We start from the raw sequence: 25,678 nt of genomic DNA, 5'->3' as shown, positions 1-25,678 counted from the left end.
CGGTGCTTGAATTTTTCATGACAATTTTGTCGCGTAAGTTTCACATGACTGGGGCGAAATTCATTTGTGGCAGGGCGTGCACATTGGTATAGACCAGATAGTTGTTCTTATGAATCGAGACCTTGATGACCCTGCCCGCCGATCGCGTGTCCCTGCCTGCTGATAATGCCCAGGATTTTATCGATCATGTGCAGGAGACCTATGCCAGCCGGGGGAATGACCATTATGGCGAGGACATCAGCCAGCGCGAGCACGCCGAACAGTGCGCCCATCATGCCCGCGCTGAGGGCGCCAGCGATGAATTGATCGTCGCTGCCCTGCTGCATGATATTGGTCATCTGCTGCACAAGTTCGGCGAGGACGCGGCGGATCGCGGCATAGATACAAGGCATGAGCGCATTGGTTCCGGCTTCCTGGCCCGTCATCTGCCGAAGGGCGTTACCGAGCCGATCGCCCTGCATGTCCGCGCCAAGCGCTACCTGGCCACCACCAATCCGGCCTATCTCGAATCCTTAAGCGGGGCGTCGCTGCAAAGCTTCACCCTGCAGGGGGGCGTCATGAGCGCGGAAGAGGTCGAGGCCTTCCTGGCCGAGCCCTATCATATGGATGCGCTGAAGCTGCGGGCCTATGACGAGCTGGGCAAGGTGGTCGGCCTGGAGATGGCCGGCTTCGACACCTATCTGCCGATGATCGCAGGCCTGGCGGCATCGCGGTAGCAAAAGCCCGCGAACTGATCTATGGGCGTTAGATCGCTGTCCGCTACCTTGCCTGAAAGTTTGTACGCATGACCACCAAACGCTCGCTTGCCCGGCCCGACTGGTGGATGGACATGGCCGAAGCGGGATCGGAAGCCGGCAACCTGCGGCATTATCTCGGTGTGCGCGACAGCATTGCGGCTCGGATTGAAAGCGGCGCCCTTGCGCAGGGCGCCTGCCTGCCGTCCGAGCGTCAGTTGCAGATCGGCACGGGGGCGGCGCGCGGCACTGTGCGCGCGGCCCTGATCCAGCTTGAGGCCGAAGGCCTGATCTACCGCAAGGACCGTTCGGGATGGTACGTGGCGCCGCCGCCCGTGGTCTATGATCCGACCCGCCTGGAAGGCTTTATGTCCTATGTCAGCGCCCAGGGGCGCGTTCCCCTGACGGAGACCCTGTCGGCCCATGAGATAGCCGCGCCGGTGGCTGTTGCCGAGATACTGTCGATTGCGCCCGATGCGCCGATTTATGAGATTCGCCGTCGCCGCTATATTGATGGACGGGCCGTGCTGCTTGAACGCATCTATGTTCTGCCTGAGGTGGCGCCCGGCGTGATCGAGCACAATCTCGATCAGTCTTTGACCAGCTTGCTGCGGGACAATTACAATATCAGCCTGGAGCGCAACTGGGTGGAGATGCAGCCCTGCGCCCTGACCGGCGATGAGGCCAGCGCCCTGCGCATCAAGACGGGCCTGCCGGGCCTGCGGCTTCGGCGCATTTGTTATGATGCGCTCGGGCGTGTGGTGGAATACGATATCGAACACTGGCGTCATGACGCCCTGAAGGTCTGTGTCGATATTCGCGGCCGCTGACAGCGCATACACCCGGTCTTATATATGGATTTACCACCGGCCGGGCCGGCATGATCGACCGTAACTTGATAATGAACCACGAATATGTGACAATTTTATGTAAATATTTCTAAGTTTAAATAATATTTCTTTAGTCTAACGAAACTGGTTTACTCCAGATTTATTTTAATACATTCAGTAATGGCTTCATATTAACAATCATGGCTTGGTGAAAAACTTGCCTGATGAGCTTTCGGCGGACGTCGGAGGGTGCGAGCTCCTGCGCCTTTCGTCCTGCCGAATGGCTTCAATTCAGGCAGTGTCGTGACGAGGAGGGTCTCCTCGCACCAGTGCGAAACGAAGCGGCGCATTCCAGGCTGTTTGACACGATCGGAGACTTTCATGCCTTCCCCTCTCTCGCTGCCGGCCAGGCAGACCGTCAACTTCCGCAACCGCATTCTTATGAGCGTCGCCCTGGGCGCCCTTAGCGCCCTTATGCCTGCCCTGGCCGCCGCTCAGGACACAGCATCTGCGACCATGTCAGCCGATGACACAACGGAGGTCGTCGTCACAGGCTTTCGCAAATCACTGGGTGCGGCGCGTGATCTAAAGAAAAAATCGGATATCCAGAAGGACGTGATTGTCGCCGAAGACATGGCGAAATTCCCGGAACTGAACCTGGCCGAATCCCTGCAGCGCCTGCCGGGCGTACAGATCACCCGCGAAGCCGGCGAGGGCCGCCGCATCTCCCTGCGCGGCCTTGGTCCTGATTTCAGTCGCGTGCAGCTTAATGGCATGGAAGTGTTGGGCAATGTCGACTCCGCCCAGGACAGCCGCGGCCAGCGCACCCGCGACCGGGCGTTCGATTTCAATATTTTCGCCTCGGAACTCTTCTCTAAGGTCGAGGTGGAAAAGACCTTCCAGGCGTCCCAGAACGAAGGCGGCATGGCCGGCACGGTCGGCCTGTTCACGGGTAAGCCTTTCGATTATGGTCCCGGCCCGAAAGCCGCAGTTGTGGCAAAACTGGGCACCAATCAATATACCAAGGATGCGCAACCGCGCGTCGCTGGCCTGTTCAGCTATAACTGGGACAACAAGTTCGGTGCGCTGATCTCGGTTGCCTACACCAAGCGCGAGACCACGGAGCAGGGCCACAATACCTATAACTACAGCCATCTGGGCGCGACAACGCTGGATGAGAACGGCAACCCTCAAGGCGATGCCTACAATCTAATCGCCAAAGGTCTGGATATCTCCCATCTGAGCGCCGCGCAGCAGAGCCGCTTCCTGGCGGGCGATCTGTATTTCGCCGATGGCAACCGCATTTCCTCCTGGGACGCCAAACTGGAGCGTCTGGGCGTGACGGCGGCCTTCCAGTGGAAGCCGACCGACAATATGGAGCTGACGCTTGACATGCTGCATGGCGAGGTCACGACCCATCGTGATGAACTGCACCTCGCCACGCGACCGCTGAACGGCTTCGGTTCTACCACACTCGATGGCGCGAAGGGGGCGCCCTGGCCCGCGCAATTCCAGAATGGCTCGGTGCTCAACGATTTCAGGGTCGATAACAGCGGTTATGTCACCATGACCGATGTCAGCAATGTCACCTTCGGCAGCGAACACCGCCGCGAACTGAACGAAAACCGCTTCAATCAGGCAGCCCTGACCCTGAAGTGGGACGTTTCCGATCGCCTGTTGATTGACGGTCACATCGGTTACGAGAAGTCGACCTACGAAACGCCCTATGATGACAAGCTGTATATGCGCGCCAAGGGTAACCTGATTGCCGATTATGGGATCGACGGCAAATCGGCCTCGTTCTCTTATCCGGGCTTTGATGCGACCGACCCTGCCAATTACGCGATGGATAACTTCTACTACCGCGCCTTCCACAATCAGTCGGAGTTGAAAGAAGGCGTGCTGAACGCGCGTTACAAGCTGAGTGACATCTGGACCCTGCGAGGGGGCGTGGCTTACCACAAGTTCACACAAGGCGGCGCCGACTATTTCTATGACGGTGGCGTTAACGGGACTACCGGGGAAATGCGCGGCGATTCCGTTGCCGACATCACCTCGGTATTCACCAATGAATTTGGTTCGTGGCTGATCGGCGATTACGACAAGGCATTCGCAAAGTATGACGAATACCATCGCCTGGAAGCGAAGCCCGATGGTACGGGCGGGGTCATTCAGGACATCGAGAACGTCTATGAAACCTCGGAAGAAACCGTTTCCGGCTACGTGCAGGCGGACTGGGACAGCGAGCTTATGGGCAAGCGCTTCCGTGGTAATATCGGCCTGCGCAGCTACGAAACCAAGACGCACTCGACCGGGTGGATCCAGGGCGACAGTTACGCTTATCTGGGTACGACGGACGTGAAGGGCAGCTATTCCGGTATCCTGCCGGCTCTGAATACGGTTCTGGAACTGACGCCGGAGGTGCTTTTGCGCTTCTCTGCCACGCAAAACCTGAATCGTCCGGGACTGGGTTCCATGGCCGCCAAGGGCAGTGCTTTCAAGGATGAGGATAGCGGTAAGATCAGCGCGTCTCGCGGCAACCCCAACCTTAAGCCCTATAAGGACAACACCCTCGACCTGGCGGTGGAATATTATTTCGGCAAGGTGGGATTGCTCTCGGCGGGCGTATTCCAGAAAGACATCACCAATTTCATCAGTTCGGCTGACTATACGGTCGAAGATGGCAATGCGCTCACCTTCGCTCAGGCGGGTATCCCGGCAGGCACGGTTCCGGGCGCAACGGCCGACACCCTCATTGATGAATTCTCGATGCCGATCAACGTATCCGGCACCAGGAAGATAACCGGTGTGGAACTGGCGGCGCAAAGCCAGCTATCCTTCCTGCCGGCACCGTTCGATAACTTCGGCGTGGTGGCAAATTACACCTATGTCGATACACCGCCTGAGATCACCGGCATATCGCAGACCAGCTATAACGCCACGCTCTACTATGAAACCAAGACCTGGGGCGCGCGCGCATCCATGAGCCATCGCAGCAAGTGGTTCAGCGGACGCAACCCCTCCGTGATGAGCGCCGACACGCGCGGTTTCCAGGGCTCGACCTACATAGATGCCGCAGCCTTCTGGAACGTCAACACGAACCTGCAACTCACCCTGGATGCGGTTAATCTGACCAACCAGAAGGATACGCAGTTCTGGGGGCAGAACGAGTACCTCTACAATCAGAACCAGAGCGGCACGACCTACATGGTCGGACTGAGCTATAAATTCTGATAACACAAGCTGACGGCCTGACGCTCCTGCCTTTCTCAGGCGGGAGCGCCTTGGTCTGTCGAAATTTCACCAAATCATGATCATTTCCCATCGTCACCGTTTCATCTTCGCCGCCGTGCCCAAGACCGGCACCCATGCCGTGCGCCAGGCCCTGCGTGAACAGCTTGGTGACGAGGATGTCGAGCAGGTGGGGCTGTTCGTGAACAAGCGCTTGCCATGGCAAGAGCTGGCGGCGATCCAGCATGGCCATCTGTCCCTGCAGCAGGTGCGGCCCTATCTTGGCGAAGACGCCTTCACCGGCTATTTCAAATTCGCCTTCGTGCGCAATCCCTTCGACCGCTTTGTCTCGTATTGCGCCTTCATGCTGCGCGGTGGTGACGATTTCCGGAAATGGCCGCGCGAGGCCATGCACCATTTTCTGTTCCGTGATCCTCCGGAAAAGCACATCCTGTTCCAGCCGCAGGCGTCACTACTGGTGGCTGGGGATGACAGGACCTTATTGACGGATATGGTCGGTCGAGTGGAGGACATGCAGGGCTCGTACGATTCCATCTGCGCGCGGATCGGTATTCCCTCGCGCCCGCTTGACCGCGTCAACGGCACAAAGCGCGATGATTATCGCCTCTATTACGACCAGGCCCTGATTGACGGGGTAGCCGCGCGTTATGCCCGGGATATCGAACTGTTCGGCTACAGCTTCGAGGGGCTGCGATGACGACCAGGCCTGCCGCCAATCCTCGCAAGACCACGGGCGTCCGTCCCCTCGGTCCCGTCGATATCTCCGCTCTGAAAGCGGCCGTGCTGGCCATTCCGGAAGATGTCTGGGAGGTGGAAAATGCCGCCAAGCCGAACCGGTTCGACGTTCTGGATACGACGCGTCATATCGTCTTTCGTTTTATCGATGACACCCGTGACTGGCGCGGATCACACGACCGGCCGGCCTGGGCGCAGTGGCGCAACCTGTTGGAGCCAGTGCTTGCGCAGGCGGTCAGTGGTTATGGCTATGCGCGTGGCGTATTTCCGCGGGTAATGCTGGCCCGGATGCCGGTTGGTGGAATAATCCATCCGCATATCGACGCCGGTCCGGCGGCGAAGTGGCCGCACAAGATACACATTCCCCTGACGACAAACCCCGGCGTGGTGTCCTTTTTCGGCGGCGCCGAACGCAGGTTACCGGCGGGCGAGGCGGTGGAGGTCGATAATCTCGGCCCGCACTGGGTGCGCAATGACGGCGCTAGCGACCGCATTCACCTGATCTTCGAATATTACGACGCCGACCAGCCGGAGCCGGACTGGCTGGAACCTTTCCTGCTGTCCTGTTCTTTGGCGGGAATGACGCGATGACCATTACGGATATCGACGCCGATTTACAAGACCGCGACGCCTTGCTGCAGCAGGCCCGGGATTTGCGCAGACGCCAGCGTATTCCGGAGGCCCTGGCCGTCCTGGTGCGGCTGGAGGCGGCATATCCTCGCTTCAGTCGCCTCTACCAGGAACGTGCGCATTGTCATATAGGGCTTGGCGATGCGCACGCGGCCATGGCTTCGCTGCACGCAGCGGTACGCCTCAATCCAACCCTGCCGGCGAGTTGGGATATGCTGGAACAGCTCAGTAGACGCACAGGCGATACCGCCCTGGCGTCCATGGCGGCACAGCATCTTGCCACCCTGAAGCAGTTGCCCAGGGAAGTGGTGATGGCCAACAGCCTGCTGGCTGATGGCGACCTGGACCCGGCGGAACAGATCATCCGTGATTACCTGCGCCGGGAAGGTGGCAATGTCGGTGCACTGCGTCTTCTGGCGCGAATCCGCCAGGAAAGCGGCGCGACGGAAGAGGCCGAGGCCCTGCTGGAAGCGGTGCTCGCCAACGCACCGGATTATCATGAGGCGCGGCTGGATTACGCCATGGTGCTGTTGCAGCAGCAGAAGCACCTGCCTGCGCGGCAACAGGCCGAGCACCTGCTCGCCTATGATCCGGACAACCGCGATTATCTCAAGCAATATGCCGCCGCCTGCATCGGCCTCGGTGACTACGAACCTTTGATCTCCATCTATGAACGGCTGCTGGCCGGGGAGGGATTATCCGCCGCCGAAATCGCCGATTTGCGGCTGTGGCGGGCGGCCGCGCTGAAGATCACCGGCAACCAGGCGGAGGCCATCTCTGACTATCGCGCCGCGCTGGAGGCCATGCCCGATCAGGGCGCCGGCTGGTTTGGGCTGGCCAATCTGAAGACCTGGCGCTTCAGCGACGACGACATCGTGCGCATGAGGGCGGTGGAATCCGCCTCGGATATTCAGGACATGGATCGTGTCTATCTCTGCTTCGCCCTGGGCAAGGCGCTGGAGGACCGGGCCGAATTTGAGGGCTCGTGGGCATATTACGCCCGAGGCAATGCGGTGCGTCGTCAAACCGCCCGCTATCGCCCGGAAGTGGCGGAGGCCGCTCTCGCCCGGTTTAAATCGGTCTTCACCGCTGAATTTTTCGCCCAACGCGCGGGCTGGGGGCTGGCAGATCCGGCCCCCGTCTTCGTCCTCGGGCTGCCGCGTTCGGGGTCGACCCTGATCGAACAGATCCTGGCCTCCCATTCGCAAGTCGAAGGCACGCAGGAACTGACCCTGATCGGACGCTATGCGGCCGAGCTGTGCGGCCAGGACCCGGAATGCGGCCTGCCGCTGGATATCGAGGCTCTGCGGCGCCTGTCCCCAGACGCGGCGCGCGCACTGGGCGAGCGTTTCCTCGCCGAGACCCGCGCCTTCCGGCGGCTCGGCAAGCCGTTCTTCATCGACAAGATGCCTAACAATTTCTGGCACATCGGCCTGATTCATCTGATCCTGCCGCGCGCCACCATCATCGATATCCGGCGTGAACCCATGGCCTGCGGTTTCAGCAACCTCAAGCAATTGTTCGGAACCATAAATCAGGAGTTCTCGTATGATCCTGTCCATATGGGCCGCCACTACCGCGCCTACCTTGACCTGATGCGCCATTGGGACGAGGTGCTGCCGGGCCGGGTGTTGCGCGTGCATTATGAGAATGTGGTTGGTGATATCGAAGGCAGCGTGCAGCGAATGCTTAGGCATTGCGGCCTGCCTTTCGAACCGGCTTGCCTGGCCTTTCACGAGACACGGCGCAGCGTGCGCACCCCCAGTTCCGAGCAGGTGCGCCGGCCGATCAACCGCGAGGGACTAGATCAATGGCAAAACTTCGCGCCGTGGCTCGATGACCTGCGCAATGCGCTGGGTGACGCCCTGACGGATTACAGGCGCTGATATGAAGCTGTCGCAACCCTTCTTCCAGCTTCCCGTCCTGCTCGACGTAGGCCGTTTGCAAGCCGAGGTGGCGGCCCTCCCGGTCGAAGCCTGGGTATCGCATCCCGACGGGGTGCCCGGAAACAGCGCGGCGCGCCTGATCAGCGCCAATGGCGCCGAGACGGATTCCGTCCACGGCCAGATGCTGCCGACGCAGTGGCTGACAGGCACACCCTATCTGCGTCAGGTCCTCGCCGGCTTCGGCGTGGTGTGGGGCCGTTCGCGGCTGATGCGCCTGGCACCGGGCGCCGGTGTGCCCGAGCACGCCGATATCAATTACCATTGGCACACTCGGGTGCGGCTGCACATTCCGGTTTTTACGGAGGCGGGGGTGCGTTTTCACTGCGACGGGCAATCGGTGCATATGGCGGCCGGCGAAGCCTGGATCTTCGACAACTGGCGCAGGCACCATGTGGAAAACAAGGCCGGTTCCGATCGTATCCATCTGGTCGCCGATACCACCGGCACGGCGGGTTTCTGGCGTTTTGCGACCGGGGAAGCGCTGCCGCGCGCGCAATGGCGGACGATGCCCTGGAGGCCGGACATCCATCCTAAGCTTCTGACCGAGCGCAACCAGCAATCACCGGTAATGCCGGCCGCCGAGGTGCAGTGGCTGATCGACGACCTGCGCGCCGAGCTGATAGCCATAAATGGGAACGCCGATGCCGCGCGGTTTGGCCATTTACTGGAGAGTTTCGTGCAAGACTGGCGTCAGCTCTGCGCCCTGCATGGCACGGATGGGCGGGGGCGGCCGGAATTTCTGCGACTGGCGGGGGCGGTACATGACGCGGCGAAGGCGCTCAGCCTGGGCCTTGTCATGCGCACCAACGGCGCCGGCGCGCTGCTGGTGCTGGAAAAACGGGTGCTGCAACATCTGCTTACCGATGATGCGACTAAGCCATTTTCAGAAGGGCATATTGATAATCGGTAGGGGGGGCTGCCCACAACCAAATCCGTAAGGCAGAAATGTCAGGCGGCTTTTGTGCATCTGAAAGCCCGGTCCATCACGCAGCCTTCACGTCGTTTCGGGTCATGTAAAGCCATAAGGCGATGCCCAGGCCCAAGAGGCACAGGGCGGCCATGAAGCCATAGCCGCGGGCGCCGAAGGCTTCGTATATGGTGCCGGAGAACACCATGCCAAATCCCGTCAGTGTGCCGCTGGCATAGGCCGAATTAATCGCCTGTCCTAGGCCCTCATAGCCTTGAGGCACCAGCAGGAAGACCAGTTCGAGGCCGGCGAGATAGACGGCGACGAAGGTGAGGCCATGCAGGGCCTGCATGGGCCACAGCAGCCAGATGTCGGATGTGACCGACATAAGGCCCCAGCGCAGAACGCCGGCGGTGGCCCCAAGCATGAGCAGCCTCCAGGGGCCGAGGCGGTGGCGGAACCGCCCGCCCAGGCCGAGAAATACCAGTTCGCTCACAACCGCGAAGGCCCACAGGTAGCCGCAAAGGGTGGGCGACAGGCCGTCCCTTTCCCAGAGCAGGGTTGAAAAGGCATAATAGTAGCTGTGTGCCGCCTGCATGCAGCCTAACGCGATGATCAAAAGCACGAAGCGCTTGTTTTTCAGCAGAGTTGCCAGGCGTGTCAGGCTGGGAATGTCCCGGCGCGACAGCAATAACGGATCGATTCGCGCGCTGGCAGGCAGCAGGAACCTTGCCGCCAGGCTTACCAGCAGCGCCGAGGTGACCATCCAGGCCAGGACCGCGTCCACCCCCACCATCTGGAGCAGGTAGCCCAGGGAAATATTGGCGAAGATGAAGGCGGCCGATCCGCTGGCTCTCACCCAGGAAAAACTGAAGCCGCCGCTGCGTCCCAGTTGCATGGTCATGGCATCCAGCAGCGGTGTAATGCTGGCGATGGCGGTAAAGCCTATGCTGAACAGGCCGATGAACCAATAGAAGCGTTCGGTGGTGGGAACCGAAATGACGCCCATCAGGACATAGGCCGCGGTGGCTGACAGAGCCAGGCATAGAAGCGGGGTCCTATACTTGATGAACCGGTCCGCCCATAATCCGGAAAGGGGGCCGGTGATGGCGCGGGCAATCAGTGGAACGGCCAGAATCCAGCCAATCTGCGTGGCTGACATCCCATTCTGTCGCAGCCAGGAAGGCAGGAATGGCAGGCTTGCACCGGTGCCTGCGCACAGAAGTCCATAAAAAATGGCTTGCCTGAGCATGGTGCCGACCTGGCGCGGTGATTGCGCCATGCCGGTCGAATTGGCCGCCGGCTTTATCCCCGTGTCCTGGGTTGTACCCATTGAATTGTGTATCCGCTCAACTGGAACGTGGTCATTTTAAATATGATTTATAAATTTTAAAGAGCGCGATTTTATCGACAAATTCAAGAAAATTGTTCTTCGGCTCATGTTTTAGCGATAAATAATGTGATTTATGCGGCGCTTGGTCGGCTGCTCCTATCTGTCACCACAGGACGGCATAGATGATTGTCAGCACGACCAGAACGCCAACGGCGGCAATATTGAAGGCGCGCGTGGTCCGAAAGTCTATCCGGGTCAAATCCACGACCGCTTCTGAAGACGGCTCGCTTGTCATCAGCGAGATGCCGATACAGGTGAGCAGTGAGATCCAGAAGACCCAGCCGACCCGATTAAGAAACGGCATGTCGGGTATGTGCCCGGTAATCCATGCGGGGAAGGCGCCATTAATCTCCGGGTGCTGATGGAGGTGGGCGGCGCCGTAAAAGGCGCACGACATGATGAAACCAATAGCGATCGCCGAAAAGGCACCAGCGGTCGTGCAGCGTTTCCAGCACATGCCGAGCGCGAAGATCACCACTATGCCTGGCGCGAAAAACCCCGTCAGACTCTGACCAAACTGGAAGACCTGGTCAAAATTGCCGAGCAGGGGTTTGGCGACCAGAATGGCAATCGCCAGAGCGCCGACCGAGGCGATCCGCCCGATGGACACCAGTGTCTGATCCGAAAGGGCGGGAAAGGTCGGCTTTACGATATCCATGGTGAATATGGTGGCGATCGAATTGATCTTTGAGGCCGAGGAGGCGACGATCGCCGCCGCCAGCGCCGCGAAAACCAGGCCGAGACAGCCAGGTGGCAGCAGGGTCATCATGGTCGGGTAAGCCTGATCGGAACGGGTGATATCAGGGGCCAGGACGAGGGCGGCCATGCCGGGCAGGACAACGATGACCGGCATAAGCAGTTTGAGATAGGCGGCGAAGGCGATGCCTTTTTGCGCTTCCGGCAGGGATTTTCCGGCCAGGGCGCGCTGGATGATGTACTGGTTGAACCCCCAGTAGGACAGGTTCATGATCCACATGCCGCCGACCAGGACGGCGATGCCCGGCAGATCCTTGTAGTGCGGACTGGTTTTTGGCAGGATCATATGAAAGTGGTCGGGAAAGCGTGTCATCAGGACATGAAAGCCGTTGGCAATGCCGGGCAGTGAAGTCTGGCCGCCGATCTGGCTCAGCGTGACCGCCAGAATGATCAGGCCGCCCAGGGTCAGGAGCGAAACCTGGACCACATCGGTCAGGGCGACGGCTTTCAGGCCGCCGGAAAACTGATAGGCCAGGGCAAAACACCCGAGCAGGATCAGGGCCAGCATCGGGTCCATGCCGGTGACCGTGGTGACCGCGGTTCCGCCCAGCCACAGGATGGCCGTGAGATTGATCAGTATGTATTGGCCCAGCCAGAATATGGCCATCAGGTAACGGACGCTGGGCCCGAAGCGCCGGGCGAGGAAGCCCGGCATGGTGAGACTGCCGGTGCTGAAGAATACGGGCAGCACGAACTTGCCGACCAGCAGCAGGGTGGCGGCCGACATCCATTCATAGGAGGCGACCGCCAGGCCGATGCGAAAACCCGAACCGGACATGCCGATGATCTGCTCGGCCGAAATATTGGCGGCAATAAGGGAGGCGCCTATGGCCCACCAGGGCAACTGGTTGCCGGCAAAGAAATAGCCCTTCGGACTTTCCCGGACATTAGCGCTGCGATTTGAGACAAATTGCGCCAGGCTGAAAATGGCCAGCGCATAGATGAGGGTGATGGCGATATCGAGGGGAGATAGAAAATTCGAAGTCATCGCATCCCGCCTGTGCCGAACGGGTCTTTGATACGCTTCGGCGTGCCCGGACTCCGTTCGTAATTCATTGCCTGCGGCAGGTCCATATACACTTCGATCTTTTGGGCGGAGACAATGGTGGCGACGAAATGTCGCGACATTTAATCGCATTAATGTGCGCGGTAATCCGGATGTCAACAGGGCTCAATTTCATGCCTTGCTACACTTTGGCGTTTAGTGGGTGGTAGTGCTGCATAAATAAATCGTACAAATTTACTTGCGTTGAAAAATAAGTGTGATTTAATGGCGGTGAGCTTTAGACTTGCCTTGTTGTCGGTGCGCGTTTGGTGCCGGTCGCCGCCTAAGGTTCTGGAAGGGTTCAGTCTCCCTGGTCCCTTCTCAACTCGACCACTGTCGCTTGGGTCGTCGCCGTGTATTGTCCTGCCTGACCGACCGTCCCCGTGTTGGTGGGGCGAGGCTGTACACGGCTTTTTTCGGGCTTGAATAATGTAATTTACTGCCACAGGTAAAAGTAATTTTCACAGGCGCTTGTGCTTCTACCATTTGTACGATAATTCAGTGTGTGATGACGAATGAATAAAGGCAGGGCACAATGCTTTCCAAGCGGGACATATTGAAATCAATATCGGCAGCCGGCCTCGCGGGAGGTTCGCTAGGCGGCGCAGCGCCGGCACTGGCGGAAATCGCTGATGGCCCCTTCAAGCCGAATTGGGACTCTCTGAAAACCCTGTATCAGGCGCCTGACTGGTTCCGGAACGCGAAGTTCGGTATCTGGGCTCATTGGTCTGTGCAATGCGTGCCTGAGGATGGCGACTGGTACGCTCGTGAAATGTATTTGCAGGGTAATCATCACTACGATCACCACTTGAAAAACTATGGCCATCCGTCGGATTCCGGCTTTATGGAACTGACCAACATGTGGAAGGCCGAGAATTGGAATCCAGATGAACTGCTTGATCTGTATAAGGCGGCCGGCGCCCGCTACTTTGTGGCTCTGGCCAATCACCACGACAATTTCGACAATTATGCGTCGAAATTCCACGATTGGAATTCAACCCGCATCGGCCCCAAAAAAGATCTTATCGGTATTTGGGCCAGGGCTGCGCGCGCGCGCGGCTTAAGATTTGGGGTGTCAAATCATTCTGCTCATGCCTGGCACTGGTTTCAGACAGCCTATGGCTATGACCCTGAAGGTGCGCGTGCGGGTGAGCGCTATGATGCGTTCAAGCTCACGAAATACGATGGTGCAGGCAAGTGGTGGGAGGGGCTTGATCCGCAGGCTTTATACGCGGGGGCCGTAATGCCGTTGCCTGACGGGATCACAACAATCGCCGCCGCCGATGCCTGGCACGAACTTAATGATCGTGTGTGGGACGAGAATCCTCCGGCGCATAATCCGGCCTTCGTGCGTCAGTGGTATCTGCGCTGCAAGGACCTTATCGACAGTTATCAACCCGACTTGTTGTATTTCGATAATTTTGACCTTCCATTAGGACAGGTTGGCCTGGATATCGCCGCCCATTTTTACAACAGTTCTTCCGCCCGAAATGGTGGCCGTGTGGATGCTGTGATAAACACCAAGAATATACCTGAGGATCGTCGGGCAGCGGTCATCGAGGATGTCGAGCGGGGGTTCAGGGCTGACATAGTGCCGCATCCATGGCAGACCGACACCTGCATCGGTGACTGGCATTATAATCGTCAGCGCTATATCGATAAATCTTATGTGCCGGCTGCCGCTGTGGTCCATCGCCTTTGCGATGTTGTCTCGAAAAATGGAAATCTATTGCTTAGCATTCCTGTGCGCGGGGATGGGTCAATCGATAGTGAAGAACGCCGCATTGTAGAAGAAATTTCGTCGTGGACAGCCCGGTTCGGGGAGGCCATTTTTGATACGCGACCGTGGCATATTGCCGGCGAAGGCCCAACTCAACTCACATCCGGTCAGTTTGGTGAAGGCGGCTTCAAGGGGTTTAGTCGTGAAGATATCCGTTTCACGACCAAGGGCAAAGCGCTTTATGCCATGACGCTGGGACGCCCAGGCGAGCAAATCAGCATCGCTTCGCTCGGTGAGCGCCGAAAAGTGTCTCGGGTAGAAGTGGTTGGCAATTCCGAACCTTTGCGCTTTACCCAAAACAAGGCCGGCCTGCATGTCGATATTCCCGCAAGCGCGGCTCATGATTTCGGGGTGGCGATCAAGATCCTGGGAAACGGCCTGGTCTAGCCGGATTTCGACCTTTCCCGAAACAGGTTTGTTCGAGCGGGAATGTCATTGTTCGGTCGACCGGCGGCTTGACAGGAAAAGTTGGCTTAGACGCAGATTTGTGCGGTTATACTGAAAGTCGGGCGCCGATTTGCCTGGCAAAAAATATCTGCTGTGCAGGATTGGAATTTCCTTCAAGTCAGAGACATCTGTTATATCCGCAAAGCCACACTCTGTTTCGACTTATCCAGCTCTGGCTGCCATAAGGGATTATTCCATGACGCTTTTTGGCGGGCATTTCCGTCGTTTGATCTGGCGGGTAAGCTTGGGTGTCTTACTCGCATTGGGGCCTGAACTGTCGCAGGCTGCGCCGGTAACCCGCCAGGCCGTGACGGTCAGGGTCGCTCCGCGTTGGGCCGAGCCGGGCCAGCCATTCGAGGGATGGGGTACGGCCCTGGCCTGGTTTGCCAATGTGACGGGGAAGCTGCCGCCGGCGCAGCGCGAACACCTGGCGGATTTGCTCTATGGCGCCGATGGCCTGAAATTCAATATTGCCCGTTATAATATCGGCGGCGGCAATGCGTCCGAAACGGAAACCTATCTGCGGTTGGGGGCTGATATCCCCGGCTTCTGGCGCCGGCCGGCCGGTGCCGCCGGTATGGACTGGTGGAACCCCGACGAGGCGGCGCAGTGGGACTGGTCGGCGGATGCGGGGCAGCGCTGGTGGCTGGATGCCATCCGGACGCGGGTGCCGGCACGTGAGCAGATTTTTGAAGCGTTTTCAAACTCGCCGCCTTACTTCATGACGGTAAGCGGGCGGGTTTCCGGCAATGCCAGCGGCCTGGATGACAATCTGCGGCCCGGTTACGAAGATAAATTCGCCGATTATCTGGTCAGGGTGACGCTTGAGCTGGAAAAGCGGCACCATATCCATTTCCGCACCCTATCGCCGGTCAATGAGCCGGGTACGCCTTACTGGTATGCCGCCAATACGCAGGAGGGCGCGCACTGGTCGCCGGCCCGGCAGTCGCTGATCTTGAAGGCGGTCCGAAAAACCTTGCGTGCGGAGAAATCGGACATGCAAATATCCGGCATTGACGAGACCAATGCGCAGACCTTTGTGCAGGACTGGGAGGGGCTGGACGATGAGGCCAGGGCCGCGATCGATCAGATCAATGCGCACAGCTACAATACAACCGGCAAGACGGCGGTGCGCGATATCGCCTGCATGACCGGCAAGCGCCTGTGGATGTCCGAGGTGGACCTGTCGCCGCCCAATGTGACGCAGGATTTCGACGATATGCGTCCGGCCATTGCTTTGGGCGAGCAAATCGTCAGCGATATCAACCGTATGCAGCCAGTTGCGTGGGTACTGTGGCAGGCGGTTGAGCGCGAGACGTTGGAACCGGGCAAGGGGTCGAACTGGGGGCTGATCAAGATGGATTATACCAATCCGACAGACCCAAAGATCAATATTACTTCGAAATATGGCGCCATGGCCAATTTCTCCCGCTATATCCGGCCGGGTGATCGCTTCCTGCCGGTGGATGATACTGATACGGTCGTGGCGGTAAGGGCGGACGGCCAGTCGTTCGTGGTCGTTCATGTCAATCCGGGGCCTTATGAACGCCGCCTGGACATAGACTTTCCTGGTATGAAAACAGGTTATCACGTCACCAGGATTGTAACGGACCAGACGCATCGGGCGGTAAAGGCCGGCGAGGCTGAGCCTCTTGAGCAGGGGCTGGTGGCGCCGCCATTATCGGTGACCACCTTTATTGTGACGGCGCGGTCGTGACTACCGCCTTGCGCCGGAAGGCGGCCTCGCTCATAAAGCACAGGCATTGGGAGCGGTGTGAGGCATGACTGAGAACGGAAATGGTCCCGACCTGGAGGGATTTGGCGATTCGACCTATGAGGAAGCGGTCTCCCATGGGCGGCTGCATGGCACCCTGGCGCATCGGCTGGCCGTCGATATCCTGAATGGTGTCTACAGGCCGGGTGATACATTGCCCTTCCAGCTCGATTCCAGCGAGGCGCTGAATATTTCCCGCACGCCTTACCGCGAAGCCTTGAAAATTCTGGCCGCCAAGGGGTTTGTCGATAGCCGGCCCAAGCGCGGCACGCGCGTGCGCGAACGCACGAACTGGAACCTGCTCGATCCCGAAGTCATGGGCTGGATGTTCGAGACCACGCCGACGGAGGATTTTATCCATGGCCTGTTCGAACTGCGCCTGATCAATGAGCCGGCCGCGGCGGAACTGGCCGCCGAACGCCGGACGGCGGAAGAGGTCGAGCGTATGCGTCACGCGCTGGAGGTGATGCGCGTGGAGACCCTGGCGACCGAAACCGGCCGGCTGGCGGACATCGATTTTCACAAGACACTGCTGATTGCCACCCGCAACGAGGTGCTGATCTCGCTCAACAGTTCGATCGCCGCGGCCATTGCCTGGTCTACCCGTCTGAAATCGACGGACCCCAAGGACTCGCGCAGCAGTTGGCAGGATCATGCGCGCGTCTTTGAGGCCATCGAGGCGGGGGACGGCCGGGCGGCGCGCTGGTCGATGGAGACCCTGGTGCGCCTGGCGCTGGAAGACACTCGCCGATCGCAAAAGCGGCGCGAGGCTGAAGACGAAGCGCGATAATCTGGCAATAAATCGCATTTTATAATTGCTGTATTCTTATTGTGTGATAATTCATAGGCGTGGCCGCTTATGGATTGGTCTGTCGCCCGTGAAAATTCTGCGTTTTCAGTTCGGCAGGTTGGACGTTTGAAAATTCCTTCCAGGTGGCGAATAAATTAATCACACTAAATGTGAGCGTTGGGCGTGCCTGTGCGTGCGCAGCCTGAGCCAGGAGGAACGAATGAGCCAGATGAAACAAACGCGCCGGAATTTCCTGGCATCGGTGGGCGGCGCCGGCGCCGTGATTGCCCTGTCCGGCGCGGCCGGCGCAAAGACCGCATCGCGTTTTACGGTGGCGAATGACCAGTTCATGCTTGATGGCAAGCCGTTCCAGATCCTGGCGGGCGAAATGCACTATCCCCGCATTCCGCGCGAATACTGGCGCGATCGCCTGCGCAAGCTGAAATCCCTGGGGCTCAACACGCTGACCACCTATGTGTTCTGGAATGCCCATGAGACGTCACCGGGCGTCTTTGATTTCAGCGGCAATCTCGACGTTGCGGCCTATATAAAACTGGCGCAGGAAGAGGGACTGTGGGTGAACCTGCGGCCTGGCCCTTATGTCTGCGCCGAATGGGACAGCGGCGGCTTGCCGGCCTGGCTCTTCCCCGAAGAAACCGGCATCGCCCGCACCAGCGACCCCAAATTTGTCGGACCGATGAAGGCCTGGTTCAAGCGCCTTGGCCAGGAACTGGTACCGCTGCTGATCGATAATGGCGGGCCGATCATTCTGACCCAAATCGAAAACGAATACGGCGCTTTCGGCGCTGATCACGACTATATGCGCCAGGTCATGGAGGCCGAGCGCGACGCCGGGTTCTCCGGCCTGCTTTACACGGCCGATCCGTCGCAGTTTGTCGCCAACGGCTCTTTGCCGGGCATCGTCGCCGGCATCAATTTCGGCACCAACTACAAGGCGGAAGAAGAGTTCGCGGCGCGGGTCAAGGTGCGCGGCGACGGGCCTTTCTTCAATTCCGAGCTCTGGGGCGGCTGGTATGATGCCTTCGGCGACCTGCACACGACCATGGAGATTCCGCCGCTGGTCGACAGCCTGAAATGGATGCTCGACCGCAAAATGTCGATCAGTTTCTATATGCTGCACGGCGGCACGTCATTCGGCTGGTATGCCGGCGCCAACTGGGATTCCAAGGGCTACAGCGCCGATATTTCCAGCTATGACTACGACGCCATTCTGGACGAGGCCGGCCGGCCAACGCCGAAATATGCGGCGGTCAAGGCCCTCTTCCAGAACTATCTTCCGGCAGAGTCTTTCGCGCCCCTGCCGCCGGCCGAGGTGCCGGTGACGGTGCCGCGCTTCCGCCTGACGGAGGCGGCGCCTCTGGAGCCGCTTCTCGGTAAGCTAGTGCACCAGTCGTCGCCGAAATCGCTTGATGAGCTGGGCCAGATGCACGGCCTGATGGTCTACCGCCATCGCGCTGAAGCGCCGTTGTCGGGCGTCCTGAAATTCGACGATGTCCGCGACTATGCCCTGGTGCGGGTCAATGGGATCACGGTGGCAACGCTGGACCGCCGCCTGAAAGAAACCTCCGTGGCCATCGACGTCGCCAAAGGGGCGGTGCTGGAAATCTGGGTCGATACCCATGGCCACTGCAACTATGGCAAAAACATCGGCCGCGACCAGAAGGGCCTGATCGGACAGGCGACGCTGAATGGCGCGCCGCTTAACGGTTGGGAGCAGGCGGGCATCACCTTCGATAATGTCTCGGGTTTGACGTTTGCCGCCAAGCCCGTGGCCGGGCCGGCCTTCTATCGCGGCACTTTCACTGTGACGGCGGATGGCGGCGTGCCGGGCTTTACCTTCCTGGATATGCGCGGCTGGGGCAAAGGCTATGTCTTCGTCAACGGGCATAATCTTGGCCGTTACTGGTCGGTTGGTCCGCAGCGCGCCATGTTCGTGCCGGGGCCCTGGCTGAAGTCGGGCGTCAATGAAGTGGTCGTGCTCGATCTGCATGAGGCGGGCGAGCGCACACTGGCGGGCGGGCCAAATGAAATCTGGGATTTGCCGGGACTGGTGAAGGCGTAACGGCCTCCGGGTTTAATGCCGCATTTTTGGATGCTAACTGCATTACGCGATAGGAAATGAAAATAATCGGCTTTAAAGAGTCGATTATTTTCAAAATGGTATGATTAAATGTAGTCTTCGCTGCGAAGCGTGTTTTGCCTTCACTGCCCATTACGGACGGTTTAAAAGAGTTTATTTTTTAAAATATTGTTTATAATCAATATGTTTTATACATTGCACGATGCGGTGCGGCCTTTTTGCGTTCGGGATGTGGGTCCAGTTGTTGCATAATTGTTACGACGCGGCCTCATTACTCATTCTATATAAATCCGATTTGAAAATAAAATCATATTGTCGTACAAATCCCCTCAACCGGCGCCGTGACGCCGCCAGAAGAAACAGGAGGGAACTTTATGAAGTCCAAAATGAGATTGCTCGCGTCTGCGTCCATCGTGCTGATGATTGCTGGCGGTGCCGCGTTTGCCCAGGAAGCGGCCCAGGAGACGGCTCAAGAGACGGCGGCCAGCACCGATCAGGCAACTGCCGAAAAAGCCAAGGATAAGGACGATCCGACCGTCATCGTGGTCAAGGGCTATCGCGCCAGTCTGCGCTCCGCCCAACAAATCAAGCGCCGGTCTGATTCGATCATCGACGCCGTCGTGGCCGAAGATATCGGAAAGCTCCCCGATGTGAATGCGGCCGAATCGCTGGCGCGCCTTCCGGGCGTTCAGATCACGCATGGCAGTGACGAAGGCAGCGGCGTGCTGGTGCGCGGCCTGCCGGATGTGGCCACGACCGTCAATGGCCGCGATATTTCAACCGCCGAACTGCGCCGTGTTCAGATGCAGGATTTCCCGTCCGGCGCCCTGGCCGGCATGGAGGTCTACAAATCCGGCACGGCTGACCTGCTGGAGCCGGGCCTGGCCGGCCTGATCAATGTCCGCACCCGCCGCCCGTTCGATTTCAAGGGTTTTGAAATCGATGGCGCCGTCCGCGAGACCTATAACGACCAGAACGGCAAGTTCAACACCAACGGCAACGTGCTGATCACCGATCGCTGGATGACCGGCGCCGGTGAAATGGGCGCCCTGCTGAACCTCTCCTACACCGAGCAGGATTTCCGCAATGCCGTGCGCTGGGCGACCGGTTATATCGCTTCCGGTACTGTGAATGGACAAACCGTCAGGTATCCGGACCAGGTTGGCGTTTATATGGATACCGGCCACCGCTGGCGACCTTCGGCCAATGCCACCCTGCAATGGCGCCCGAACGATCAAACCGAACTTTACGCCGACTTCCTGTGGCAGGCCTATCGCGCCGAACACTGGAATGACTGGGCCATGGCACCGTTGTGGAGCGGTACAAAGACCAATGTCGTGATGCAGGAAGGCACCAATCAAGTCGCCAGCATGACCAACACGGGCGGTGATCCGATCCAGTTCTACCGCTCGACAGGCTTTGACCGCACTGACACACAGCAGATCGCTGTGGGCGGCAGCTGGACCAGCGGCAAGCTGAAGCTCTCCACTGATCTGGCCTATACCAACAGCCTTTATTCGAACTCGTCATGGAGCCTCGACTCGGCGCTCAAGCAATCCTATCCGATTAATGTCAGCTATGTCACTGACGGTGGCGCTGCCTGGTCGGCCGAAGGTCTAGATGTCTCGGATGCCAGCAATTATATCTGGCGCGGCTATTATGAAAGCATCTACAAGGTTGGCGGCAACGGTATCCAGTGGCGTGGCGATGCGGTCTATGATACCGATTGGGGTATCTTCAAACAGTTGAAAGCCGGCCTGCGTTACTCGGATCGTAACGCTTTCTACGAAGCCAATGATCGTTATGGCTGGGTGTTGCCGCTCGCCATTCCGTTCGACTCGATCGGTGTTGGCGAACTGTCTCTCACGCAAGATACTTTCAGGGGCAGCGATCAGGGCTTCCGGAACTACCTGCAGCCTTCGCGTGCCGGCATCGTAGACAACACGACGCTGCTGGTGGAAGAGACCCGCGCGGCGCTTGCCCAAATGGGGAATACTGGTGGCGTGGCGCAGTACACCCCGATCCTCATGGGCTATGATCCATTCCGTGGTTTCACCGCCAAGGAAGCGACCCGTACAGCTTACGCCCAGGAGCACTATCAAACCCACTTCTTCAACTCGGATGTTGACGGTGTGATTGGTGTGCGTGTGGTCAATACGGTCGGCAAATACAGCGGATATTCGCGCGTGAAGTGGAACAATGTCGAAACCGGCGTTCCGAAAACCATTGATCAGAACTACATCGATGTTCTGCCTAATTTCAGCATGCGCCTGAAGCCGAACAGCGAAATGCAGATTCGTCTGGGTGTAACCAAAACCCGCACGCGTCCTGACTTCGGTCAGCTCAACCCGGCGTACAATATCACCCAATTTGATCCGAGCACTGGTGGTAACAATCCTGACCCGGCCGACGCCTACGGTTCTGCCGGTAATCCAGACCTGAAGCCGCTGACCTCGACCAACTACGACATCACTTTGGAATATTATCCTTCACAAAATACCTCCGCGAGTGTGGCCGTATTCTATCACGATCTCTTTGGCTTTATTAACAACTACACGACGCGGACGAATGATCCCGTTTACGGCGTTCTTGAAGTGTCCCGTCCTGAAAACGCCGGCGCGGGTAAGATCAAGGGTATAGAAATTGCGGGCCAAACCTTTTTCGACTTCCTGCCTGACGCATGGAATGGTCTCGGTGTTCAGTCGAACCTGACCTATATCGACGCCTATAACGAACTGCCCGCGGCTTTGGGTGGCGCGGGCCAGATGGTGAAGATCCCAGGTGTGTCGAACTGGAGCTACAACCTGGCCATCTTCTACGAAAAGGACAAAATCTCGACACGTCTGTCCTATAACGGCCGTTCGCGCTGGATCAATTCCTATGATAATCGCAGCGGTGGCTGGGAAGGTGAAGGCACGGAAGCGGTAAATCGTCTGGACTATTCGTTCAGCTATTCGCCGACCGACGCCTATACGCTCAATCTTGATGTCTCGAACATCCTGGCCAAGCCTTTCCATAACTTCCATGAGTACGAAGCGGGTAAGCGGTTCGTCCGTGATATCCGTGACGAAGGCCGCTACTATGGCCTGTCAGTCCGCTTCAAATATAACTGATGAATGAGGGGGCCGCGCCTTGCGGCCCCCGAATTATTGCTGGATTTCAAGTTCTTGGGACCGGTCCGGACGGATTCGGCCCCATCGCTATCAGTCAGGGGCCCATTCATGAGAACGCGCAAATCCCTCACCATCACGCTTGCCGCGCTGACCGGCTTGTTTGGTCTCTGGTCGGGCGCCGCTGATGCCGAACCGAAAAAGCCGGATACGGTCCTGTTCGGCGTCGCCTATTACGATGAATACACGCCCGTTGATCGCGTCGAGGAAGACGCGCGGATGATGAAGGCGGCAGGCATTTCCGTTGTCCGTATCGCCGAATCCACCTGGGGCACGCTTGAGCCGCAGGAAGGCGTCTTCGATTTCAGTCATATTGATCGCACCCTGGCGGCCATGAACCGGCAAGGCATCAAGGTGATCATCGGCACGCCCACCTATGCGGTCCCGACCTGGCTGGTCCGCGCGCATCCCAATGTGCTGGCCATCACGCCGCAGGGGCCAAATAAATACGGCCCGCGCCAGAATATGGACATTACCGATTCGGATTACCGCCGGGCGTCAGAGCGGGTGATCGTCGCCCTGATCGACCATGTGAAGGATAATCCGGCGGTCATCGGCTATCAGGTCGATAATGAAACCAAGGCTTACGGAACGTCAGGCCCGAATGTGCAGGCCGGCTTCGTGGCGCACATGAAGCAGACATATCCGGACCTTGACGATCTGAATAAAGCCTTCGGCCTCGACTACTGGAGCAACCGGATCAATAGCTGGGAGGATTTTCCTTCGGTCAGTGGTTCCATCAATGCCAGCCTGAGCAATGCCTTCGCCGAATACCAGCGCGGTCTGGTTACTGATTTCTTGATCTGGCAGGCCGGTCTGGTGCGTGCCCATGCGAGGCCGGACCAGTTCATCACGCAGAATTTCGACCTCGGCTGGCGCGGTTATTCCTACGGCATCCAGCCGGAGGTCAATCACTGGGAAGCCGCCAAACCGCTCGATATCGCCGGCATCGATATCTATCACCCCAGTCAGGATAAGCTGACCGGCACTGAAATCGCCTTCGGTGGCGATGTCACGCGCTCTATGAAGAATGGTCAGAACTATCTGGTGCTGGAAACCGAGGCGCAGGGCTTCCCCGACTGGACGCCCTATCCGGGGCAGTTGCGTTTGCAGGCATTCAGCCATCTGGCATCGGGCGCCGACATGGTGGAATACTGGCACTGGGCCACGACCGCCAATGCCATCGAAACCTACTGGCGCGGACTGCTCTCGCAGGATTACCAGCCGAATGCCACCTATGAAGAGGCCAAGACCATCGGCGCCGATTTCAAGCGCCTGGGGCCAAAGCTCGTCCATATGCAAAAGCATAACAAGGTCGCCATCTATGTCAGCAACATGGCACTCAGTGGCTTTGATGCCTTCCGGATCAATGCCGAGGGCAGGAGCATTGGCTATAACGAGGTGCTGCGCCCCTTCTACGATTCCCTGTATCGCCAGAACGTCGAGGTCGATATCCTGTCGCCGTCATCGACCACGCCCCTGGAGGATTATCAGTTGATCGTCGTGCCGGCGCTCTATGCCGCCAGCGATGCCGAGATCGACCGCTTGAACGCCTTTGCAAAGAAGGGCGGGCATCTCGTCTATACCTTCAAGAGCGGTTTCTCCGATGAGAACACCAAGGTGCGCTATGAGAGTCAGCCCGGCCATATCGCCGAGGCCGCCGGCATAAAATACAACCAGTTCACGATCCCGGACAATGTGTCGCTCGAAGGCAATCCCTTCGGCGTTGGCGAGGCGGATAACAAGGCGCGCTGGTGGATGGAATTTGTGACGCCGACCACGGCCAAGGTGGTGGCGCGTTACAAGCACGCCTCATGGCCGGACTATGCCGCCGTGACGCGTAATCAGTACGGCAAGGGGCAGGTAACCTATATCGGCTTCATGCCCACCGATGCCCTGATCGACAAGATCCTGGCGCAGGAAGTCCAGGGCGCGGGCGTAGCCGATCAGTCGTCCGGGGCGCGCTTCCCCGTCATTGTGCGTTCCGGCACTTTGCATAATGGCCACAGCGTCCATTATGTCCTGAACTATTCTGCGACGCCGCAAACCCTGTCCTATCGCTTTGCTGCCGGCAAGGAGCTTTTGTCGGGTGCCGGCGTGGCGACCAACACGGACTTGGGTCTTGAGCCCTGGGGCATCAAAATTATCGAAGAAAACTAATAATAACTGGAGGAAATAGTCGTGAGTTTCATGTCTTCGAAAGCTTTCCGCGCGGGCGTGGCGTCTGTGGCGCTTCTGGCCATCCTTGGCGGTCAGGCCCATGCCGAGACGGCCCGCTGGACAGCAGTAGCGGCGAACCAGTGGTACGCGAAGCAGCGCTGGCTGGTCGGTTCCAACTTCCTGCCGACCGACGCCATCAACCAGTTCGAGATGTGGCAGGTCGATACCTTCAATCCGGCCGAGATCGACAAGGAATTCGGTTACGCCGAAGGTATCGGCATGAACACCATGCGCATCTTCCTGCAGGACCAGCTATGGGCGCAAGACCCGGAAGGGTTCAAGAAGCGCATCAATACCGTGCTGGATATCGCGGCCAAGCACCATATCAAGCCGATGCTCGTCCTGTTCGATTCCTGCTGGGATCCGAACCCGAAACTGGGGCCGCAGCATCCGCCGATCCCGGGCGTGCATAATTCCGGCTGGGTGCAGTCGCCCGGCACGGCCGGCCTGATCGAAGAGGCCGGCTGGGGCAAGTACGAAGCTTACGTCAAGGGCATTGTCGGCGCTTTCGCGAGGGATGAGCGCATCCTGGCCTGGGACGTGTGGAATGAACCCGACAATCAGGGCGGCGGCAACTATAAGCAACTCGACGAACAGACGAAGACCGCGCAGGTGGCCAAGCTGCTGCCGCAGGTCTTTGCCTGGGCGCGTACGCAAGACCCCAGCCAGCCCCTGACCTCCGGTGTCTGGCATAATGACGACTGGTCGCCGAACGGCAAGCTGAATGCGGTTGAGCGCGTGCAGATCGATCAGTCGGACGTCATCAGCTTCCATAGCTATGACTGGCCGGAGCGCCTGGAAGAGCGCATAAAGTCGCTGCAACCCTATGGGCGCCCGCTGATCATGACCGAGTACATGGCGCGCGGCAACGGCTCGACCTTCGACACGGCCCTGCCGATGGCGCGCAAATATAATGTCGGCGCTATCAACTGGGGCTTCGTGCTCGGCAAGAGCCAGACCAACCTGCCGTGGGATTCATGGGAAAAACCCTACACGAAAAGCCCTCCGACCCTTTGGTTCCACGATATCTTCTATCCGGATGGCAAGCCTTACCGGCCGGCCGAAACGGCGCAGATCAGGGCGATGACGGCCGAAGCGGAAAAAACGTTCAGGAAGAAATAGGGCGGTTCGCGGGGAACTGATCATGCAGGGGACGGAGGACGGGCTC

At 58.7% G+C, this 25,678-nt stretch carries 17 protein-coding genes; 14 read left to right on the top strand and 3 right to left on the bottom strand.

What is annotated here, in order from left to right:
- Positions 1-125: 125 nt before the first annotated feature.
- The 7 genes from ACTHND_RS16335 (at position 126) to ACTHND_RS16305 (ending at position 9,037) form a co-directional block, all read left to right on the top strand.
- A complete protein-coding gene (locus ACTHND_RS16335) occupies positions 126-716 on the top strand; it encodes an HD domain-containing protein (RefSeq protein WP_440179032.1) in 591 nt (196 codons plus the stop codon).
- Positions 717-784: 68 nt separating this feature from the next.
- On the top strand, positions 785-1,564 hold the full coding sequence (locus tag ACTHND_RS16330) for a UTRA domain-containing protein (RefSeq protein WP_440179031.1): 780 nt from the start codon (positions 785-787) through the stop codon (positions 1,562-1,564).
- A 381-nt stretch (positions 1,565-1,945) separates the two neighbouring features.
- Positions 1,946-4,798 carry a TonB-dependent receptor gene (locus ACTHND_RS16325; RefSeq protein WP_440179030.1) on the top strand — a complete coding sequence of 951 codons (2,853 nt, stop codon included), beginning with the start codon at positions 1,946-1,948 and terminating at the stop codon, positions 4,796-4,798.
- 76 nt (positions 4,799-4,874) lie between these two features.
- Positions 4,875-5,513, top strand: a complete 639-nt coding sequence (locus ACTHND_RS16320; RefSeq protein ID WP_440179029.1) for a sulfotransferase family 2 domain-containing protein — start codon at positions 4,875-4,877, stop codon at positions 5,511-5,513.
- On the top strand, positions 5,510-6,142 hold the full coding sequence (locus tag ACTHND_RS16315) for an aspartyl/asparaginyl beta-hydroxylase domain-containing protein (RefSeq protein WP_440179028.1): 633 nt from the start codon (positions 5,510-5,512) through the stop codon (positions 6,140-6,142). The genes ACTHND_RS16320 and ACTHND_RS16315 overlap by 4 nt, the downstream gene beginning before the upstream one ends.
- A complete protein-coding gene (locus ACTHND_RS16310; protein ID WP_440179027.1) occupies positions 6,139-8,067 on the top strand; it encodes a sulfotransferase in 1,929 nt (642 codons plus the stop codon). Before ACTHND_RS16315 ends, ACTHND_RS16310 begins: the two co-directional genes overlap by 4 nt.
- Position 8,068: 1 nt before the next feature.
- Positions 8,069-9,037, top strand: coding sequence for an aspartyl/asparaginyl beta-hydroxylase domain-containing protein (locus ACTHND_RS16305; protein ID WP_440179026.1), 969 nt, complete (start codon positions 8,069-8,071; stop codon positions 9,035-9,037).
- A gap of 73 nt (positions 9,038-9,110) precedes the next feature.
- On the opposite strand, the gene ACTHND_RS16300 is transcribed toward ACTHND_RS16305, so the two are convergent.
- The 3 genes from ACTHND_RS16300 to ACTHND_RS16290 all read right to left on the bottom strand — a co-directional run bounded on the left by ACTHND_RS16300 (position 9,111) and on the right by ACTHND_RS16290 (position 12,311).
- The gene (locus ACTHND_RS16300) at positions 9,111-10,367 is read right to left on the bottom strand and encodes an MFS transporter (RefSeq protein ID WP_440179025.1); all 1,257 of its coding nucleotides are present in this window, start codon (positions 10,365-10,367) and stop codon (positions 9,111-9,113) included.
- 163 nt (positions 10,368-10,530) lie between these two features.
- The gene (locus tag ACTHND_RS16295; protein ID WP_440179024.1) at positions 10,531-12,171 is read right to left on the bottom strand and encodes a sodium:solute symporter family transporter; all 1,641 of its coding nucleotides are present in this window, start codon (positions 12,169-12,171) and stop codon (positions 10,531-10,533) included.
- A complete protein-coding gene (locus ACTHND_RS16290; protein ID WP_440179023.1) occupies positions 12,168-12,311 on the bottom strand; it encodes a hypothetical protein in 144 nt (47 codons plus the stop codon). The genes ACTHND_RS16295 and ACTHND_RS16290 overlap by 4 nt, the downstream gene beginning before the upstream one ends.
- Positions 12,312-12,763: 452 nt before the next feature.
- Between ACTHND_RS16290 and ACTHND_RS16285 the strand changes: the two genes are divergently transcribed.
- The 7 genes from ACTHND_RS16285 (at position 12,764) to ACTHND_RS16255 (ending at position 25,632) form a co-directional block, all read left to right on the top strand.
- Positions 12,764-14,395 carry an alpha-L-fucosidase gene (locus ACTHND_RS16285; RefSeq protein ID WP_440179022.1) on the top strand — a complete coding sequence of 544 codons (1,632 nt, stop codon included), beginning with the start codon at positions 12,764-12,766 and terminating at the stop codon, positions 14,393-14,395.
- 304 nt (positions 14,396-14,699) lie between these two features.
- The gene (locus ACTHND_RS16280) at positions 14,700-16,172 is read left to right on the top strand and encodes a glycoside hydrolase family 30 protein (RefSeq protein ID WP_440179021.1); all 1,473 of its coding nucleotides are present in this window, start codon (positions 14,700-14,702) and stop codon (positions 16,170-16,172) included.
- 64 nt (positions 16,173-16,236) lie between these two features.
- On the top strand, positions 16,237-17,019 hold the full coding sequence (locus tag ACTHND_RS16275; protein ID WP_440179020.1) for a FadR/GntR family transcriptional regulator: 783 nt from the start codon (positions 16,237-16,239) through the stop codon (positions 17,017-17,019).
- A 220-nt stretch (positions 17,020-17,239) separates the two neighbouring features.
- Positions 17,240-19,102, top strand: coding sequence for a beta-galactosidase (locus tag ACTHND_RS16270; protein WP_440179019.1), 1,863 nt, complete (start codon positions 17,240-17,242; stop codon positions 19,100-19,102).
- 404 nt (positions 19,103-19,506) lie between these two features.
- Positions 19,507-22,233, top strand: coding sequence for a TonB-dependent receptor (locus ACTHND_RS16265; protein ID WP_440179018.1), 2,727 nt, complete (start codon positions 19,507-19,509; stop codon positions 22,231-22,233).
- Between the two features lie 108 nt (positions 22,234-22,341).
- Entirely contained in the window at positions 22,342-24,450 is a 2,109-nt protein-coding gene (locus ACTHND_RS16260) for a beta-galactosidase (RefSeq protein WP_440179017.1), read from the top strand.
- Between the two features lie 30 nt (positions 24,451-24,480).
- Positions 24,481-25,632 (top strand): 1,4-beta-xylanase, encoded by a 1,152-nt coding sequence (locus ACTHND_RS16255; protein WP_440179016.1) that lies wholly within the window; start codon positions 24,481-24,483, stop codon positions 25,630-25,632.
- Positions 25,633-25,678 lie beyond the last annotated feature (46 nt).

Origin of the sequence: Asticcacaulis sp., assembly GCF_051954415.1 — a bacterium.
Classification (GTDB): domain Bacteria; phylum Pseudomonadota; class Alphaproteobacteria; order Caulobacterales; family Caulobacteraceae; genus Asticcacaulis.
The sequence above is the reverse complement of the archived record's forward strand: the minus strand, read 5'-3'. Positions and strand labels throughout refer to the sequence as shown.